The following is a 17,974-nucleotide window of genomic DNA, read 5'->3' as shown; positions in this document are numbered from 1 at the left end:
CGCTGTCTGCAAATTAGCTTTCGCCTCTGGGTAATCTTCCTCTCAAGTAGGGGAAAATAGGGTAAAAATTTACACCGTATTTTCTACGAGAATCACAGGTATAGAACTAGTTTCTATGACTGATTGTGATACTGAACCAATTAAGACTTTATCCCAAGACTGATTACCCCGTTTACCCATGACAATTGCAGTGACATGATGTTCTTCCGCCATCCGCATAATTTCTTCGGTGACTGTACCTGTGGGGGTGAGAAATTGATATCTGATATCGGATAATAACTGTTGAACTTGTATCTCTAGTTGGGAGATTTCTTGCTGATTGGGTAGATTCACTATATGCACAACAATCACTTCTGCATTACTGCGTCGTGCTAAATCTGCAACTTTGGTTAACACTGCTGTAGCTAAACCCGATGTATCAACTGCTGCAAGTAATAGGGTAGGACTTACAACGGTCACTTTTGTAGGATCAACTTCTCCCCTAGATAATAATTTAGGTGCAAAGGCCATAGTTGCCCAAGCGCCTAAAGGAGCTGTGACTAAAATTGATAAGGCTGCGATCGCTAAAATTATCTCACCTCCTGTAATCCCTTGGGCCAGGGGAATTGCTCCAATGGCCGCTTGGACTGTGGCTTTAGGTGAGTTTCCTGGTAATAAAAACAGTTTTTCCCGCCAATTCCAATTACTGCCCAGTGTGGAAAGATACCAACCTAACATCCGACCCACAAGTAAACCAATAGCTAAAATTGCTAAACCTGGAATCAGAATATTTCCTAATACTTGCAGTTGAATAGTTGCACCTAATAAAACAAATAAGAAAATTTCCGCGACAATCCATAAGCTATCAAAGCCACCACGTAATTTTCTGGCTAGAGGTGCATCTACTTCTATTAAGAAGAATCCCATACTCATGGCTGCTAAATAACCAGAAAAATAAGGCAACCTGTGAGCAGAAATTACTAGGAATAAGGCAATGCTGGCAGCAATTAAGGTATCCTGAACAGCATTTTGAGTCCAATTTTGTTTAACTAACAGAATCACTAATAAACGGGCTGCTAAATAACCGAATATTATTCCTAGTAAAATCTGCATAACTATTTGCAGTGGTAGCAGTTGCAAGGGAGTTAGGCTAAATCCCCCAGGAAGATTAATTGGCTCAACAGCTCCATCACCCAAGAAACTCAACAACAAGCTAAAAACCAGTAACAGCAGCACATCAGATAAAGCACTACCTGTTAAAATTGCATCGGGTATGCCTTTAGTCACACCCCAGCCTAAACTTTTCAGTCTCAGCATACTAGGGACAATCACAGCTGGAGATTCTGCACCAATAACACAGCCTAAAAGTAGCCCAGTGAAAAAGTCGAACTTAAAAATTACCATCGCTGCACAGGCGATCGCAATCGCTTCTGTTGTTGCTGGTAAAAAACCTAACCGCAGTGCGACAGTTCCCTGTTGAGCTAATTTCTCTCTATCTAGCCCCAGTCCTGCTTTCATCAGAATAATCATCACTGCCAAAGTTCTCAAGTCATCAGCAGCATTCAGCATTTCTGGACTAATTAGATTCAGCATTTGGGGGCTAAGAATTATCCCCATTAAAATCATCCCAATTAAAGGGGGAGCGCCTAAACGCCGGGCTAATTGACCGCAGAAAAAGCCCATAATTAAAATCCACAATACACTGGCTAACATTTCTAGGACTCCTGAACGTGCAATTTGTAGAGAAATACTTGCTACGAGGGAGTCAGATAAAACAAAGCCCTACTCCCCGCAACAAGTCGGAAAAGTAGGAGCCATTAGCCTCATTCAGGGCGGTTTTGGCGAGCTCCATCGCCATTAATTAAATGATAGCACTTTAAAGTTCAGCCATACATATTATTTTATTTGTACAAAACAGTATCTAGAACACTTAAATATGGTCATATAAGTCTAAATACTATGCCAAATTTGTAGTGGGAAATCCGTACTTCATCTCCAAGTTTTTTCCATCCATATCTGATTTGAACTAGATACAATTACAGTGTGCGACTAAAGTGATGCTGTTTTCTAACAAATCTCATCCAGCATTAGCGGGAGAGCAAAATATGAACAATCAAATCAAAACTGTGGCTTTGTTAGCTGTCCTGAGTGGTTTGTTGATTGCTATTAGTTACTGGATAATTGGCGGTGCTGGGGGCTTAATTATTGGAATTGGTTTAGCAGCAGTCACTAACTTGTTCTCTTGGTATCAATCAGATAAAATTGCCTTGAGTGTCTACCGCGCCCAACCTGTGACTGAAGCTCAAGCACCAGGACTATATTATATGGTTAGGAAACTGAGCGATCGCGCCCACATTCCCATGCCCAGAGTTTACATTGTTCCCAGCCAAACTGCTAATGCTTTCGCTACCGGACGAGATCCAGAACACGCAGCTGTGGCTGTAACTGAAGGCATTTTAAATATATTGCCAGATGATGAATTAGAAGCTGTCATTGCTCACGAACTGACTCATATTACTAATCGTGACACCCTCACACAAGCCGTAGCCGCCACAATAGCCGGGGCTATCTCCTTTTTGGCACAAATAGTAAGTTACAGCTTATGGTTTGGTGGTGGTTCACGAGACGGTAACAGAGGTGGAAATCCTCTGGGGATATTGTTAACAGTGTTACTTGCACCCATAGCAGCCACAATAATTCAGTTAGCCATTTCGCGCACACGGGAGTTTTCCGCCGATGCAGGCGCAGCCAGATTAACAGGTAATCCCCGCGCTTTAGCTAAAGCACTGCAAAGGTTAGAGGCTACAGCCAAGCAATTACCTTTAAATGCTAATCCCTCTTTTGAGCCGTTATTAATTATTAATCCCATTTCTGGCGAGTTTCTGGGTAACTTATTCTCTAGCCACCCCGCTACCGCCGCAAGAGTTGAAGAATTACTAAAATTAGAGCAACAACTTTCAATAACTTGAGTTGAAATCATTGACTAGGGCATTTTTCCTAAGTCCTCATAAATTAAGAGGTTTTCTTAATTGGGCAAATCAATCTCAGCCTTAGTAGAAACAGTAGTTGATAAATCCGGAGATGGAAATGATGAATACTAACAACAACGAACATAGAGAATCTACAGATATTATCGAAGTTACTCCTGATACTAGTGAAATGGTGGAAATAGAGATGGCTGGTGAAACTGACGAAGTAAAACGAGAAACTAAAGCTTTGATTGCAGCGCTGAAACGACGTGCTGAAAGGGAAGCAGAATCAGCAGGTACTCTCACCCGTGAAACCTATATTAATGCTGTGCGCCAAGCTAGGGAAGGGATTGAGGGAGAAAAACTGATTTCGCGCGATCGCCTGGAAAATTCCTGGACTACTATGCAAGAAGAAACAGAGAAAAACTGGCACTTGCTGGTTAAAGAAATGACGGATTTTGGCGATCGCCTACAAAGTGCCGCCCAAGCCGCCTGGGAAGCCTTCAACGCTCCTCGTTCTTAAAATCATCAGTCTATTTGCATCTTAATAGTAGTTGACCTCAACTAACTCGCTGATCTACCCCGATGACATCACACCGGGAAATTACGCGGGTTAGTTGTTTTTTTAGTCATCTTTAAGCGAACTTTACCAAAAATTCAACGATAAACAATAATATAATTCCGGAAAATGCCATCCTTCCAGGAAAATAACAATGTTGGGGCAATAGAATCAAGGAAATTAAATAATTCAGTATACTCAAAATTCAGATATTTAGGCAGTACTATGGCGATCACAGTCTCAGAGTCTCAGGTAAATATGCTTAACACAGGTTTTCTAAAGTCCCTCACCCAGCCATTTTTGGGTGTAGCCTTGTTAACTGCTGTCAATGTTGCTGCGCCGTCTGCCAGCCTAGCTCAGGGACAACTCATATCACAAGCAACCTTTCCTACATTACAACCAGAATCACCCGGTACACAACCAATACTTCCAACAGCAGAATCAGCCGCACCATCTATCCCCATAGATACTAACTATACTTTGGGAGGCGGTGATCTGATTCGTGTAAATGTATTTGAAGTCCCAGAATATACTGGCGAATACCAAGTACCTCCTGGTGGATCAATCAACTTACCTCTAATTGGCAGTGTACCAGTTCTGGGTCTGACTACCGAACAGGCTGCTGATGAAATTGCTCGGCGGTACTCTCGGTTTCTCAAGCGTCCCTTGATTTCAGTCAACCTGTTATCGCCTCGTCCCATTAATATTTTGGTCGCCGGAGAAGTCACCCGGCCAGGTTCTTACACTCTGAATTTACAAGGAGGCGCGGGGAATAATCCCGGTGTCCAATATCCCACAGTGTTAGCTGCACTCACCACCGCTCAAGGTGTCACCTTAGCCGCAGATGTGACTCAAGTCCAATTAAGACGTAAGGTAGGACGTTCCTCTGAGCAAGTTGTGAGTCTGAATTTAAAGGAACTGATTCAAACTGGTAGACTCAATCAGGATATTACTTTACGGGATGGCGATACAATTTTTGTGCCAACAGCAACCACCTTTAACATTGCCGAAGCACGTAATTTATCTGCTGCTAACTTTGCTGCTAGTCCCGCTACACCCCGCACTGTAGCGATTATTGGGGAAGTCAATCGTCCTGGTTCCTATCTTGTCGGTGCTGGTGGAGAAGGTGGTGGTGGTTTACCCACTGTGATGAGAGCGTTGCAAGTAGCTGGGGGAATTACATCACAAGCTGATGTTCGCAGTCTCAGGCTACGTCGTCCCACAAGAACAGGTTCAGCACAAAATATAGAGATTGACCTGTGGCAATTATTGCAGAGTGGTGATGTTGATCAAGACATTCTTGTACAGGATGGGGATACCCTGATTATTCCTACTGCTACTGAGGTAAATACCGCAGAAGCAACTCAATTAGCTAACACTACTTTATCTGCGGCTACCATTCAAGTTGGTGTGGTTGGGGAAGTTAAGAGTCCTGGATCGGTGAATGTTAGGACAAATAGCTCGTTAAATCAGGCTTTGTTGGCTGCTGGTGGATTTAACGATTCTAGAGCTAGAAAAACTACCGTGGATTTAGTTCGCCTCAATCCTAATGGTTCTGTGACTAAGCGAGAAGTGCAGGTTGATTTTTCTCAGGGAATTAATGAAGAAACGAATCCCATTCTCCGCAATAATGATGTGATTATCGTTAATCGTTCTGCTTTAGCTCGCACAGGTGATAATGTGGGTACGGTGCTTAATCCTTTAGGCGGTTTATTGGGAATATTCAGGGCTATATTCGGTTTCTTTTAAGATGATCTCATGAGTTTGAAGTTGCTGAAATTATTTGAATATGGCAACTTCAAACCTATATTAGTAGTCAAGTGATGGAACTACTTTTTGAGTCTAATTATTTTATGCGGTTGGGCAAAAATCTACCTCAAACTTCCTTCCTCAAAGGATTACTCTGGACATTAACTCTAGCTGTTAGCTGGGGTGTGAGTATTCCCTCGGCGATCGCCGCAGAAACAGTTACTATCCATTTTGGTCCATTTCAGCAGTCGGTAGCGATCGCCGATTTAGAAAAATTTGCCCAAACAGGTAAACTACCAGAACACCTGCAAATATATAGTTTTGTCTTAACTCCCCAGATAGGACAATTACTGAATCAAAGGTTGCAAATAGAACCAAACTTTGCAGATAAATTTGTGGCGGAATTAGTGCGATCGCCCCAAGGTAGACAATTAGTTTCCTCTTTGGAAGCAGCAATACCAGGTAGTACCATAGAAGGGATTCAATCGGCTCTGTACCTAGCTGTACGTCGAGTTAACGGTTTAAGCGCTATCGGTTTTTTGCGCGCCTATCCCCAACAAAATATTACTGTAGATGCCACTCAAGCACTGCAAATTGCCCTTCAATTTAACGCTAGCAACTTGCAAAACCAAGCCCTGGGTTTAGTCCTAGCACGGGAATTATCAGTAGAAAATAATACCTCCTTTCAGCCCAGCTTTGATCCAGCTGCTACCGGAAAAAAACCAGTTGAGCAGCAGACACTCACCCTTAAAGACAGAAAACGCGATGGGCAAAGCCCCGCCTCCGGCGATCGCACCATTCCTGTAGATATTTATTTCAGTCCTAGTTCCACCCCAGGGCCACTAGTAGTCATTTCTCACGGATTTGGAGCCAACCGCCGCTTTTTTAGCTATCTAGCCCATCATCTCGCATCTCACGGAATCACCGTCGCTGCAATTGAACATCCTGGAAGTAACTCTCTAGCCATCAATAACGCGGCTCGTCAAACAAACTTAGCCCAACTATTACCAGCTACTGAATTTATAGACCGACCAAAAGATGTCAGCTTTTTACTCAACGAATTAGAAAAACTGAATACTCAACCAGGAAAACTGCAAGGAAAACTGAATACAGACAAAACAACTGTCATTGGTCACTCTTTAGGAGGGTATACAGCTTTAGCCCTCGTAGGTGGAGAATTAGATTTAAAACAACTACAAAACTTTTGCAAAACTGCCCTTTCGTTTCGAGAATCCCCCGGTGATTTGTTGCAGTGTGCCGCCGCGAGTTTAACAGAGAATCAACCAAATTTACAAGATCAACGCATCGGCAGGGCGATCGCACTCAACCCCCTAGTCGGACAACTCTTTGGTAGCAACGGGATGAGTAGAATTTCCCAACCTGTACTCATCCTAGCCGGAACCGAAGACGCACTTACCCCAGCCCTCACCCATCAACTCAGACCATTTAACCAAATCTCCGGATCTAAGTATCTTCTCACAGCCATAGGTGCTACTCACTTAAGCATTACCGACCCAGCCTATCCCATAAGTGCAGCCACAACCCTCGTCCGAGAAAAGCGGGGAGATGAAACCAACTCCTTACGCCAATTAATCCGTGGTGTCACCTTAGCATTTGTTAAACAAGACACACCACAAGCCCCAACTTACCAACAATTCCTCACACCAGCTTACGCCCAATCTCTATCCACAACCGAAATTCCCCTCCGTCTAAATTCCGATTTACCCCGAAATATCCAACCTTGGCTCAGTCTACTGATGAAGTGAAAATTTTCACCCATATCATTTATGTACATAAAATTACAGCCTCACAACATGAGACTGAAATCAGCAGCTAAAGTAGTACCATATCCTTTTACACTCAATTTACCCAAAGGCTGATAGGAGAATATATGGAGCCAATTATTGCTATAGTCTTAGCACTCATCGGCTATGCTTTAGGATCTGCCAAACTGATTAACCAAGGAAACGAAGCCTTAGTAGAACGATTGGGGCGGTATCATCGCAAACTTTCCCCCGGACTCAACTTTATTGTGCCTTTGGTCGATCAAATTGTCATGGAGGATACAATCCGCGAGCAGTTTCTAGATATCAAACCCCAAAATGTGATCACCAGAGACAACATTTATCTAGAAGTTGATGCTGTTCTGTTTTGGCGTATTAGAGATATCGTCAAAAGTTTCTATGAAATCGACGATCTCCAAGGCTCTCTTAACCAACTCGCAACCACCACACTCCGGGAAATCATCGCTCAAAATACCGTAGAACAAACCAATGTTTCCCGTACAGAAATGGATATAGCCATTTTAAATCAGTTGAATCAAACCACGGAAAATTGGGGAGTAGAGATTCTCCGCTTAGATATTCAAAGCATTACACCCCCTGAAAGCGTGCGAAAATCAATGGAAGAAGAGCGCGCCGCAGAAATCAAAAAACGGGCGCTGGCTTTTGAAGCAGAAGGGGAACGTGATGCAGCCATTAAACGAGCGCAAGGAACTCAAACCTCAATGCAAATTATTTCTGAAGCCTTACGTTCTAATCCTGAAAGCCGCGAAATTCTCAGGTATTTAGTCGCTCAAGATTATGTTATAGCTAGTCAAAGACTAGGTGAGAGCAATAATGCCAAAATTGTTTTTGTCGATCCCAGCAAAACCAATGAAGTTTATAACCAGTTAATTGCTGATTCTATATCTCAAGAAACTCCTGGCAAAAGTTCTGAAAATGGTAATGTGTAAGACTCTGATTTTAGCTTGGTTGTCTCCATAGTGCATCAGCCACCAGTGACACATCCCGCATTTCTGGAACATCGTGAACTCGGAGGACATCAGCGCCATGAGCAATGGCCGCACAACAAGCAGCTGCTGTTCCCCAAGCACGTGCTTGGGGATCGGGTTGGTTTAAAATCCGACCAATAAAACTTTTGCGAGACGCTCCCACTAAAATCGGACAATTCAGTCCTGTTAATTGTCCCAATTGCCGAAAAATTTCTAAATTTTGTGCATAATTTTTGCCAAAACCAATCCCTGGATCAATAATAATTTTTCCAGTATCAATTCCTACATCAGTTGCAGCTAAAATTTGTTTAGCTAAAAAACTCGAAATTTCCGCCATTAAATCCTGATAATTAGTCATCTGTTGCATTGTCTGGGGTGTTCCCTGAATATGCATCAAGATAATTGGCACATCTAAACTAGCTACTGTAGGTAGCATCTCTAAATCAAATGTGCCACCCGAAATATCATTAATTATATCTGCTCCTGCTTCTATAGCTGCTTTAGCTACATTAGCCCTAGTAGTATCTACTGATATCGGTACTGAAATTCTTCCTCGCAAAACTTCTAATATCGGCAAGACTCTATCCAGTTCTTCCGCTAGACTTATTTGCGCTGCTCCTGGTCGAGTCGATTGACCACCAACATCAATAATATCAACACCAGCATCCACCATTGCTTGCGCTTGGGCTAAAGCGGCACTGCTATTATTAAACAAACCACCATCACTAAAACTATCAGGTGTGACATTTAAAACACCCATTAAATAAGTTCGCTGTCCCCATACAAAACAGCGATCTCTAATTATTAACTGGCTGGACATATCAAAATTTGCAGATGTGAAACTATTGATACACGCATTCCCCGGCGCAGCCAGGGAAAAAGCGTTACATATCAAATTACTTGTAATTGACAATGCGAGCAAAACTTGCAGCTTCCAGACTAGCTCCCCCGACGAGAACTCCATCAATTTCTGGTTGAGCCATAATCTCATCAATATTATTTGGCTTCACTGAGCCACCATATTGAATTGAAACATTGGGGTTCTTCAACTGACTGCGAATTAAACCAATGACCCGATTAGCTTCAGCAGATTCACAAGTATCACCAGTACCAATCGCCCAAATTGGTTCATAGGCAATTACTAAATTATGCTGATCCACATCTATGAGGTCTTTATCTAGCTGGGCGATAATCAGTGATTCCGTTTCCCCAGCATCTCGTTGTTGTTTGGTTTCTCCTACACATAGAATTGGTGTTAGTCCGTGCCTTTGAGCCGCTTTGAGGCGCAAATTCACAGTTGCGTCTGTTTCTCCAAAGTATTGCCGTCTTTCGCTGTGACCGACAATAACAAAACGTACACCAAGTTCCGTCAACATAGGAGCAGAAATTTCTCCTGTGTAGGCTCCGTTTTCTTCCCAGTGAACATTTTGCGCCCCTAATTGAATCAGGCTACCATGTAAACTTTTCGATAAAACGTTTAAGTTAGTGAAAGGAGGACACAATACTACTTCTCTTCTTGAAGGTATTTCCTCCAAGTGAGGCAGAAATCCCTGTAAAAAATCCTGGGTTTCTGCCTGGGTTTTGAACATTTTCCAGTTACCGGCAATAACTATTTTACGCACAGATGATTTAGTCAAGATTCTAACGCTACTAGATGCATTTTTCAGTTTAGGACGTTTTGTTAGTTATTGGGTATTGGGTATTGGGGACTGGGGACTGAGTATTGGGGACTGGGTATTGGGTATTGGGTATTTAACAATCTTTCCCCCTGCACCTCCAACACCCTGCGCCTCCTCTTCTCTCGCCTCTGTCCTCTGCTAAAAATAACTAGGATAAGAAGATAAGGACAAAATTCTAAATTCAAATTTTCAATTTATTATGACTTCTAAATTACCTGTACCTGAGCCTGAACAGAGCAATCCATCCTCATGGGAGGAAGAATTAGATAGTGCTATTTTTAGTTTTGATGAAATTCAAAGGTCACTCAACTATAAGCAAGCACAAACAGCACTGCGAAATTTAGTTACCAATCTTGACTTGAGTCCCCAAGAAAAACGCGGCTTGCAAGTGGAATTGGCTGACCTGGAAACTATGCTGAATAAGTTAGACAGCATGGTAGTACAAATTGCTGCCTTTGGCATGGTGGGACGTGGTAAGTCTTCTCTACTGAATGCTTTGGTGGGACAATCGGTATTTGAAACTGGCCCTCTGCATGGAGTGACTCGTGATGCTCAAACTGTTAATTGGAAGATTACTGAGGAGAGTATTGGGGAAAATGAACGCACTTTACGGGTAATTCTACCTGGGGATGGTCAATCTCAGGTGGAATTAATTGATACTCCTGGATTGGATGAAGTGGATGGTGATACCCGTGCAGCTTTGGCGGAACAAGTAGCAAAACAAGCAGATTTAATTCTGTTTGTGATTTCTGGGGATATGACGAAGATAGAACATGAGGCTCTGTCTCAGTTACGGGAGGCTGGCAAACCGATAATTCTGGTATTTAATAAGGTAGACCAGTATCCGGAAGCTGACCGGATGGCAATTTATCATAAAATCCGGGATGAACGGGTGAAAGAGTTACTCACCCCTCTAGAGATTGTGATGACAGCTGCATCTCCTGTGGTGAGGACGGCGGTTGTTCGTCCTGATGGTTCTAGGGGTGTGAAGTTAGGTAATAGCAAGGCGCAGGTGGCTGAACTGAAGCTGAAAATTTTGGAGATTTTGCACCGTGAAGGTAAAGCCTTGGTTGCTCTCAATACTATGCTTTATGCAGATAATGTAAATGACCAGTTGATTGAGCGCAAGTTGATCATTCGAGAAGAGAATGCTAATCAGTTGATTTGGAAGGCTGTAATGACTAAGGCGGTGGCGATCGCACTCAATCCCGTGACTGTTGTGGATATACTCAGTAGCATAGCCATTGATATCTCTCTGATTTTGGGTTTATCTAAACTCTATGGCATCCCCATGAGTGAAAGCGGTGCTGTACAATTGCTCCAAAAAATTGCTCTAAGTATGGGTGGTATTGGTTTTAGTGAGTTACTAGCAAATTTAGGTTTGAGTGGATTGAAAACTTTGCTGGGTATCTCCGCATCAGCTACAGCTGGAGCTACTTTTCTACCTTATGTATCAGTGGCAATTACTCAAGCTAGTGTAGCTGGTGTTTCTTCTTATGGTATTGGGCAAGTTACTAAAGTTTATTTGGCTAATGGGGCAACTTGGGGGGCTGAAGGGCCAAAAGCAGTTATTAGTCGCATTTTAGATAATTTAGATGAAAGTTCTATCCTTAACCGGATTAAAGAAGAATTACAACAAAAGGTAACAATCAGGAGGTGATATAGCTGGGGAGTGTGGGAAGTGTGGGAGGTGTGGGAAGTGTGGGGGGCAGGATTTTTAATACCCAGGATTGTCACCAGTTTGACAATAGTTGCTATTAACCAAGCCACCCCTAAAAGAATACCCGCACCCACCAACTTAGGCAAAAAGCCAATCAGTTGATCAAGTAAATTATTTAATGGTCGAGAAGCTACCTCTAATTCTAGAGTTTGTAACACAGCTACAATCGTCAGTAGCATGATACTCCAGAAAACTAAGCCAGAGATTAACTTCTCTAGTTGAGGAATATCCTCACGTCCAGTGATTCCCGCAGCAATCCGGTTATCTAGCTTCGTCCGATTCAGAACTCCTTTGGTGAATGCAGCCACAGCCAACGCAATCAACCAACCGACTAGCAAAAGTACCGCCGCCCCTAATAAACGAGGAGTAAACGCCACTACCTGTTGCACAATTCCTTGTACTTCAGTGATTCCTTCGTTAATGGGCGCTTGTGCCAAAAAATTTTGTCCCCTGATCGATAAACCACTGTTTATCAACTGGGTTATTCCTTGCCAAGTTGTATTCATGGTTTTCCGTTATTAAGGTAAGATGTCACCAAAAACACTTGCAATACTTATAGTAGGACTGAATATCAAAGAATCCTTAGCCCCAGTAAGTTCACTCACGTTTTGTCTATCAATTTACCAGTAAATTGGCGAAAAACACATATATCCAGTTGAGATCCCAGATATTTTTTTTACTTGCTGATTTAGTTTCTTGTTTTGTCAAGGAATATCACATCAAATTAAATATTCATAAGGCTATTGTAGTAAATTATACATTTATTCTGGCGTTACAAAACCTCAATTTTGCGATAATCTAAGTAGAGGAACAGCATAAACAATCTAGGATGTCCCAAGTTTTTGAACAATCTATTCAAATTAATGCCACAGCTGCAATAGTGGAACGCTGCTTTACCGATTTAACACTCATGCACCGTTGGTTAAATCCGGCGCTACGTTGCGAACCTCTCGGCGACGGTTCCTGGAGTACGGATATTGGTAGTCAAAGTTTGTTTATCATGCAAATTCCTTTACTTAAACCTACTCTGAGAAGTATTGTTATAGAAAGGGAACCAGGTTTAGTAGTTTGGGAATTTCAAGGATTTTTCCAAGGTTGCGATCGCTGGGAATGTCAACCATCACCACAAGGAACACTCCTAGTCAACCGTTTTGAATTTGATATTCCTCACCCCCTAGTCAATTGGGGATTCAACAACTTTGCCGCATCTTGGACTAAAACAGATATGCAAGCCCAACTACGCCGCCTCAAAGCAGTTGCAGAATCATTAGTCATTAGTCATTAGCCAATCATTTCCTAACTCAGCCAATAACCGCCGAATCACCACAGCATCCTCAGCATCAGGAACCTTGTCCAAATAAGTTTGCAAGTTATCAACAGCTTGGGCGTATTGTCCCAGTTGATAGTAAAGCAAACCGCGATCGCGCACTTCTAAAATCATCTCAGGAAACAGCAACAAAACTCGTTCAACCGCCGCCAAAGTTTTCGCTAAATTTTGTTCTTTCAGGTAAATATATTTCAAATTATTCAACATCCGCGCCAAAATTTGTCGATTACTTACCGGGGCTAAAAACTCAGGACGTAAACTCACAGGTTGCTGAAACACCTGAGACAATTGGTTTTCACAATCTTCTGCAAACATCACCTCACCCCCATTAAACGCATCCACAAAAATTTCCATATCTGGAATATCAGGGCGAATCAAGAAATGTCCCGGCATTCCCACACCCACCATAGGAAAATTAATCCTACGGGCAATTTCTAGATAAACCAGCGCCAAAGTAATAGGAATCCCCATCCGGCGGTCAATAACATCATTTAAAAAGCTATTGCACGGGTCATAGTAGTTTGTTCGATTACCAGCAAAACCTAAATTACTGTAAAGATATAGATTAATACTTTGAATAATTTGCAGAGGATATCGTGAAATAGATAAATCTTCTTCCACCTCATCCGCCATTCTATCCAGCGTATTGAGATATTCCGCAACATTCAAATCAGGATATTCTTCTTGAGCAATATACAAAGCCGCCTTTGCTAAATCAATCCGCTCATCAGACTGTTGAACTTCCTGGGAAAAATATAATCGTGCTGACGAGAAATGCATACATAAATCCTCGATAGCAGGGAAATAATTCTGGATTTTTTTACTTTTTACTCATAGTGTACACAGAATAGCCTAATAATGAGAAGAAGAGGGGTTGACAATTATTTTGTAACTTGTTATCATAAACTTGATAAGGAAGAACTACTTCACAATAAAATAACAACTAAAAGACTTAAAAACAAAGTCTCCAAAAGTTTTGAATGTAGCAAGCTAATCTCCTCACTCCTCACCTCGGAATTTGCTAGAGTTAACAGACCAGGATTTTTTCAGTCAAATCTCTGATAACGCCAGCAGACGAGGCTATCCATGCTTACAAGTACGCTACTTCTATCAAATCAAATCCCCACACTACAATACTCCTCCACATCGGAGCGATTCGATGAAACTTGGGAAGCCCCTCTGGCTACCCTGTTAGGACTAGGACGCGCCGCAGGTGCTGACTTCATCGAAGTATTTTTAGAACGTCGTAACTATATCAGTTGTTTAGCAGAAGACGACGCGATCACCAGTATTTCACCCAGTTTAGCCACAGGTGCAGGAGTCAGAGTATTTCGCGGCAAAGCCGACTGTTACGTTAGCACCAACGACCTGTCCTTTTCCGGTTTAAAAGCAGCCCTAGAAAAAGGTCTTTCGATTCTAGGCCTACAACTACCTGGTCATAACGCCTTCATCCCAGAAATCAACCTAGAATTACTCAGAGACTACGCCACCAAAAGAGGTAAAGATGGCTGGTTAACTCTTTGCAGTTCCATCAAAGAAATGGGCGAAGTCCTTTTAGATGGAACTACCCACCTCAAGAAAAAAGCTAACCACGTACAATCCCGGCGGGCTTCCTACTTCCGAGATTGGCAAGAAGTCCTAGTTGCAGCTAGTGATGGCACATTTGCCCGTGATATTCGCCTGACTCAATCAGTAGGATTTAACCTATTGTGTGCTGATGGTGCAAATCGTGCCTCCATTGGTGAACGCGCAGGTAATACTAGCGATGCTAACTTCCTCAGAACTTGGGATTATCAAGAAGCATCCGAGAAAATTGCCGAATCTGCCGGAAAAATGCTGTATGCAGACTATGTAGATTCCGGTACATACCCCATTATCATGGCCAATCACTTCGGCGGGGTAATTTTCCACGAAGCCTGTGGACATCTACTAGAAACTACCCAAATCGAACGTAAAACCACACCCTTTGCCGACAAAAAAGGCCAAAAAATTGCCCACGAAAGTCTCACAGCCTGGGACGAAGGTCGAGCCGAAAATGCCTTCGGAACCATTGACATGGATGATGAAGGAATGCCAGCTCAAAGAACCCTATTAATTGAAAAAGGAGTTCTCAAAAACTTCTTAGCCGATAGAACAGGTTCCTCCCGCACCGGACACCCCAGAACCGGAAGTGGTCGCCGCCAAAGTTATACCTTTGCTGCTGCTAGTCGGATGCGTAACACTTACATTGCACCTGGCGAACACACCACAGAAGACTTATTTAACTCCGTTGATAAAGGCATTTACTGTAAAAAAATGGGTGGCGGTAGCGTAGGGGCTACAGGTCAATTTAACTTTGGGGTAGATGAAGCTTATTTAATTGAAAATGGCAAAATCACCAAACCCCTCAAAGGAGCCATCCTCATTGGTGAAGCCAAAGAAATCATGAACAAAATTTCCTTATGTTCCCAAGACTTAGAATTAGCCCCCGGCTTCTGCGGTTCCGTGAGCGGTAGTATCTACACCACCGTCGGACAACCCCATATTAAAGTCGATTCCATCACCGTTGGCGGTAGATAGAAAATTCTCAGTGTCTTGGTGTTTTAGTGTTTTCTAAAAGATTGAACACACCACCAAGGCACAAACTTACAAAGTAAATTTTTGGCACTGCAATATATCAAATCCTCAATCTAAAATTGACTATGCCCAGTATTCATGAAATTGCTAATCATGCCAAGGAAAATGCTAGTAAACTTGGTATCAAGAAGTTTGACATTTATGGCTCGACCATTGATGAAACTAGCGTCCAAGTAGATCAAGGTGAGCCAAAACAAGTTAAAGCTTCCAATCGCTCTGGGGTGACGGTGCGTGTCTGGAATGAAGAAAATACAATGGGTGTTACTAGTACCACAGATGTAGACCCCAAAGGGCTAGAATTAGCTTTAAAAACTGCCTATGAAGCTAGTTTTTTTGGTGTCAAGGAAAATGTTCCTGATTTTAGCCCAGAAGCAACTGTTGCTCTTCCCGACACACACCAGGAAAAAGCACCCCAAGCACCTGTAAATGAGTTAATTAACAGCCTTCTGGGAGCCGAAAAAGAACTTTTAGCAGCTCATGAAGCAATTACGGGTGTACCTTACAATGGTTTAGCCCAAAGAGATATTGACAGGTTTTATCTCAACAGTGATGGCGCAACCAGAACTGAATCTCATTCCTTAGCATCGATTTATCTTTACAGCAAAACTGAGGAAGAAGGTAAAAAACCCCGCAGTGGTAGTGCATTTAGAATTGAACGGAGTTTAAATAATCTCGATATCCAGGGTTGTATCCAAGAAACAGCAGAAAAAACCATCAGCCACTTGAATTATGACAAAATCAAGTCTGGTAAATATCGAGTTGTTTTCTCTCCCGATGCTTTTTTAAGTTTGTTGGGTGCGTTTTCTAATTTGTTCAACGCTCAAAGCATATTGGATAATCAAAGCTTATCAAAAGCTGATGATTTAGGCAAAGAAATTGCTTCACCCCTCCTCTCGCTTTATGATGATTCACTGCACCCAGCTAATATTGGTGCGGAAAGCTTTGACGGTGAAGGTACTCCCACTCGTCAAGTGAAGCTGATTGAAAATGGTGTTTTAAAAAGTTTTCTGCACAGCGCTGGTACGGCTAAAAGAATGAATACCCAGCCTACAGGTAACGCTAGTATTGGCGCAAAGGTCAGCGTTAGTCCTAACTTTTATCATGTTTTTGCAGCAACATTACCTGAACAGGATTTAAGTTTAGATACTGCGGAAAATGTGATTTTAATTGATGATTTGCAAGCTCTCCACGCGGGAGTAAAATCTTTACAAGGCTCTTTCTCTCTGCCTTTTGATGGCTGGCTAGTTAACAAAGGTGAGAGAAGCAGTATTGAGTCAGCAACTGTGGCTGGTGATTTCTTAGAACTTTTGAAGTCAATTGTTTATGTAGACAAAGAAGAAGAGCTTACTCCTAGTGGAGTTTGTCCCAAAATTTGGGTCGATCAACTTTCCATTACTGGGGACTAAAATTCAGGAGTTAGGAGTTATTCATTAACTCTTAACTCTTATTTTTCCCCACCAATACCTAGATTGATATCAAATCCATCAGCACCACTGATATTAGTACCAATCATTACCGCACCATTGACTTGAGCATTATATAAGTTAGCTTCGCTTAAATTGGCATTAGTGAGATTTGCGTAATCGAAAGTAGTACCATTGGCAAAAGCTCCTATCAGATTAGCAGAATGTAAGTTTGCACCTGTTAAATCTGCACCTTCTAGGTTAGCTTCTTCCAAGTTTGCACCTGTTAAATTAGCGTTCCTCAAATCCACACCTATCAAGTGAGCGCCTTTGAGGTTAGCGTTGGTTAAATCGCAACCATAACATTCCCTCGTTTCCAGCAATTGTTCTTGGGGAGTAAGTTGTTCTGTAGCAGAAATAGGCGCAGTGAAAGATAGCGTACTGAGTAACGCTGCTGCGGTTAAAAATATAGTTTTCATAATTTATACTTACTGACTGTGTATACGTCTGATTGAAAGAAGTTATTAATTTAACTCTCCTCCATGTCATTAATCTTGCAACATTCTAAGTATTATGTCCTCTGACTAGAGGAAGAATTTACGGATTGAATAAGTTAAACAATAGTTACATGGCAACAGATATATTGGTTAGGTTGGTTAGGACATCATCATTGTTATGGTTTTAAGGGAACGGGGAACAGGAAATTTTCTAATTACCTTGGCGGTTGCGATATCTTTCAAAAACAACAACTTTAAAGCATCTCTCCATTCCAGCATTTGACCGTCAGCCCGCCATCGCCTGTAATACCAATAAACTGTCGAGTAGGGGCGTAGGTCTTCCCAATTGCAGCCATTCTTGAGTTGATAGAAGATACCATCCAAGAATTTCTCCCTTCGTCCAGTTAGTCTGTCTAGCTTGCTTTTTAGAGGGTAATATCTAAAGCAAGGGTTAAAGGATTGTCCACTATTCAGCTTTCAGGCTGCTAGAATTTTGCATAACTACTGAACACGACTTTTGCAGTCACTTCACTTCAAGACAGTATAAAGATGTCAAATGGGTTATCTAACTAGCCCATATTCCAGATCAAAGAATAGCTTACAACGTAATCATAATCAGGCATTGATGCAATTGCCTGACTCCGCAAAAAAAAAACTTTGGATAACCCCTTGACGAAACCAGAGAGAATAGATATATTAGATA

At 42.1% G+C, this 17,974-nt stretch carries 14 protein-coding genes, 2 pseudogenes and 1 riboswitch; of the genes and pseudogenes, 9 read left to right on the top strand and 7 right to left on the bottom strand.

What is annotated here, in order from left to right:
- Window positions 1-69: 69 nt before the first annotated feature.
- Window positions 70-1,692 carry a cation:proton antiporter gene (locus ACM0OP_RS14930; protein WP_414529208.1) on the bottom strand — a complete coding sequence of 541 codons (1,623 nt, stop codon included), beginning with the start codon at window positions 1,690-1,692 and terminating at the stop codon, window positions 70-72.
- Window positions 1,693-1,780: 88 nt separating this feature from the next.
- A riboswitch (Fluoride riboswitch) is annotated at window positions 1,781-1,844 on the bottom strand.
- 240 nt (window positions 1,845-2,084) lie between these two features.
- Between ACM0OP_RS14930 and ACM0OP_RS14925 the strand changes: the two genes are divergently transcribed.
- The 5 genes from ACM0OP_RS14925 (at window position 2,085) to ACM0OP_RS14905 (ending at window position 7,990) form a co-directional block, all read left to right on the top strand.
- A complete protein-coding gene (locus tag ACM0OP_RS14925; protein ID WP_414529207.1) occupies window positions 2,085-2,948 on the top strand; it encodes a zinc metalloprotease HtpX in 864 nt (287 codons plus the stop codon).
- A 121-nt stretch (window positions 2,949-3,069) separates the two neighbouring features.
- Window positions 3,070-3,471: a hypothetical protein gene (locus tag ACM0OP_RS14920; protein WP_414529229.1), complete on the top strand. Its 402-nt coding sequence runs from the start codon at window positions 3,070-3,072 to the stop codon at window positions 3,469-3,471.
- A gap of 294 nt (window positions 3,472-3,765) precedes the next feature.
- Complete coding sequence (locus ACM0OP_RS14915; protein ID WP_414529228.1) at window positions 3,766-5,256, top strand: polysaccharide biosynthesis/export family protein; 1,491 nt, start codon at window positions 3,766-3,768, stop codon at window positions 5,254-5,256.
- A gap of 74 nt (window positions 5,257-5,330) precedes the next feature.
- A complete protein-coding gene (locus tag ACM0OP_RS14910) occupies window positions 5,331-7,022 on the top strand; it encodes an alpha/beta hydrolase (RefSeq protein WP_414529206.1) in 1,692 nt (563 codons plus the stop codon).
- 125 nt (window positions 7,023-7,147) lie between these two features.
- On the top strand, window positions 7,148-7,990 hold the full coding sequence (locus ACM0OP_RS14905; protein WP_414529205.1) for an SPFH domain-containing protein: 843 nt from the start codon (window positions 7,148-7,150) through the stop codon (window positions 7,988-7,990).
- A 10-nt stretch (window positions 7,991-8,000) separates the two neighbouring features.
- Here ACM0OP_RS14905 and folP read toward each other — a convergent pair whose 3' ends face one another.
- Window positions 8,001-8,849 (bottom strand): dihydropteroate synthase, encoded by an 849-nt coding sequence (gene folP / locus ACM0OP_RS14900; protein ID WP_414529204.1) that lies wholly within the window; start codon window positions 8,847-8,849, stop codon window positions 8,001-8,003.
- 76 nt (window positions 8,850-8,925) lie between these two features.
- Window positions 8,926-9,651 carry a triose-phosphate isomerase gene (gene tpiA, locus ACM0OP_RS14895; RefSeq protein ID WP_414529227.1) on the bottom strand — a complete coding sequence of 242 codons (726 nt, stop codon included), beginning with the start codon at window positions 9,649-9,651 and terminating at the stop codon, window positions 8,926-8,928.
- 256 nt (window positions 9,652-9,907) lie between these two features.
- Between tpiA and ACM0OP_RS14890 the strand changes: the two genes are divergently transcribed.
- Window positions 9,908-11,368: a GTP-binding protein gene (locus ACM0OP_RS14890; RefSeq protein ID WP_414529203.1), complete on the top strand. Its 1,461-nt coding sequence runs from the start codon at window positions 9,908-9,910 to the stop codon at window positions 11,366-11,368.
- A 56-nt stretch (window positions 11,369-11,424) separates the two neighbouring features.
- On the opposite strand, the pseudogene ACM0OP_RS14885 reads toward ACM0OP_RS14890, so the two are convergent.
- Window positions 11,425-11,934: pseudogene (locus ACM0OP_RS14885) on the bottom strand (mechanosensitive ion channel family protein); the annotation flags it as partial.
- 323 nt (window positions 11,935-12,257) lie between these two features.
- On the opposite strand from ACM0OP_RS14885, the gene ACM0OP_RS14880 reads away from it, so the two are divergent.
- The gene (locus tag ACM0OP_RS14880; protein WP_414529202.1) at window positions 12,258-12,713 is read left to right on the top strand and encodes an SRPBCC family protein; all 456 of its coding nucleotides are present in this window, start codon (window positions 12,258-12,260) and stop codon (window positions 12,711-12,713) included.
- Here ACM0OP_RS14880 and ACM0OP_RS14875 read toward each other — a convergent pair.
- A complete protein-coding gene (locus ACM0OP_RS14875; RefSeq protein WP_414529201.1) occupies window positions 12,696-13,535 on the bottom strand; it encodes a SirB1 family protein in 840 nt (279 codons plus the stop codon). The genes ACM0OP_RS14880 and ACM0OP_RS14875 overlap by 18 nt on opposite strands.
- A gap of 306 nt (window positions 13,536-13,841) precedes the next feature.
- On the opposite strand from ACM0OP_RS14875, the gene ACM0OP_RS14870 reads away from it, so the two are divergent.
- Window positions 13,842-15,314 (top strand): TldD/PmbA family protein, encoded by a 1,473-nt coding sequence (locus ACM0OP_RS14870; protein WP_414529200.1) that lies wholly within the window; start codon window positions 13,842-13,844, stop codon window positions 15,312-15,314.
- Window positions 15,315-15,436: 122 nt separating this feature from the next.
- Window positions 15,437-16,777: a TldD/PmbA family protein gene (locus ACM0OP_RS14865; RefSeq protein ID WP_414529199.1), complete on the top strand. Its 1,341-nt coding sequence runs from the start codon at window positions 15,437-15,439 to the stop codon at window positions 16,775-16,777.
- Between the two features lie 38 nt (window positions 16,778-16,815).
- Here ACM0OP_RS14865 and ACM0OP_RS14860 read toward each other — a convergent pair whose 3' ends face one another.
- Together ACM0OP_RS14860 and ACM0OP_RS14855 are read right to left on the bottom strand one after the other, a co-directional pair.
- Window positions 16,816-17,253, bottom strand: a complete 438-nt coding sequence (locus tag ACM0OP_RS14860) for a pentapeptide repeat-containing protein (RefSeq protein ID WP_414529198.1) — start codon at window positions 17,251-17,253, stop codon at window positions 16,816-16,818.
- A gap of 300 nt (window positions 17,254-17,553) precedes the next feature.
- A pseudogene (locus ACM0OP_RS14855) lies at window positions 17,554-17,745 on the bottom strand (transposase); the annotation flags it as partial.
- Window positions 17,746-17,974: the final 229 nt, after the last annotated feature.

It is taken from the genome of Nodularia chucula CCY0103, assembly GCF_963923915.1.
Taxonomy (GTDB): Bacteria; Cyanobacteriota; Cyanobacteriia; order Cyanobacteriales; family Nostocaceae; genus Nodularia; species Nodularia chucula.
This window is presented reverse-complemented; position numbering and strand designations above follow the sequence as displayed.

Bases quoted from the DNA above. Each gene is read 5' to 3' on its own strand.
- ACM0OP_RS14930 (WP_414529208.1), bottom strand. From the start codon at position 1,692: ATGTTAGCCAGTGTATTGTGGATTTTAATTATGGGCTTTTTCTGCGGT.
- ACM0OP_RS14925 (WP_414529207.1), top strand. From the start codon at position 2,085: ATGAACAATCAAATCAAAACTGTGGCTTTGTTAGCTGTCCTGAGTGGT.
- ACM0OP_RS14920 (WP_414529229.1), top strand. From the start codon at position 3,070: ATGAATACTAACAACAACGAACATAGAGAATCTACAGATATTATCGAA.
- ACM0OP_RS14915 (WP_414529228.1), top strand. From the start codon at position 3,766: ATGCTTAACACAGGTTTTCTAAAGTCCCTCACCCAGCCATTTTTGGGT.
- ACM0OP_RS14910 (WP_414529206.1), top strand. From the start codon at position 5,331: ATGGAACTACTTTTTGAGTCTAATTATTTTATGCGGTTGGGCAAAAAT.
- ACM0OP_RS14905 (WP_414529205.1), top strand. From the start codon at position 7,148: ATGGAGCCAATTATTGCTATAGTCTTAGCACTCATCGGCTATGCTTTA.
- folP (WP_414529204.1), bottom strand. From the start codon at position 8,849: ATGTCCAGCCAGTTAATAATTAGAGATCGCTGTTTTGTATGGGGACAG.
- ACM0OP_RS14890 (WP_414529203.1), top strand. From the start codon at position 9,908: ATGACTTCTAAATTACCTGTACCTGAGCCTGAACAGAGCAATCCATCC.
- ACM0OP_RS14880 (WP_414529202.1), top strand. From the start codon at position 12,258: ATGTCCCAAGTTTTTGAACAATCTATTCAAATTAATGCCACAGCTGCA.
- ACM0OP_RS14875 (WP_414529201.1), bottom strand. From the start codon at position 13,535: ATGCATTTCTCGTCAGCACGATTATATTTTTCCCAGGAAGTTCAACAG.
- ACM0OP_RS14870 (WP_414529200.1), top strand. From the start codon at position 13,842: ATGCTTACAAGTACGCTACTTCTATCAAATCAAATCCCCACACTACAA.
- ACM0OP_RS14865 (WP_414529199.1), top strand. From the start codon at position 15,437: ATGCCCAGTATTCATGAAATTGCTAATCATGCCAAGGAAAATGCTAGT.
- ACM0OP_RS14860 (WP_414529198.1), bottom strand. From the start codon at position 17,253: ATGAAAACTATATTTTTAACCGCAGCAGCGTTACTCAGTACGCTATCT.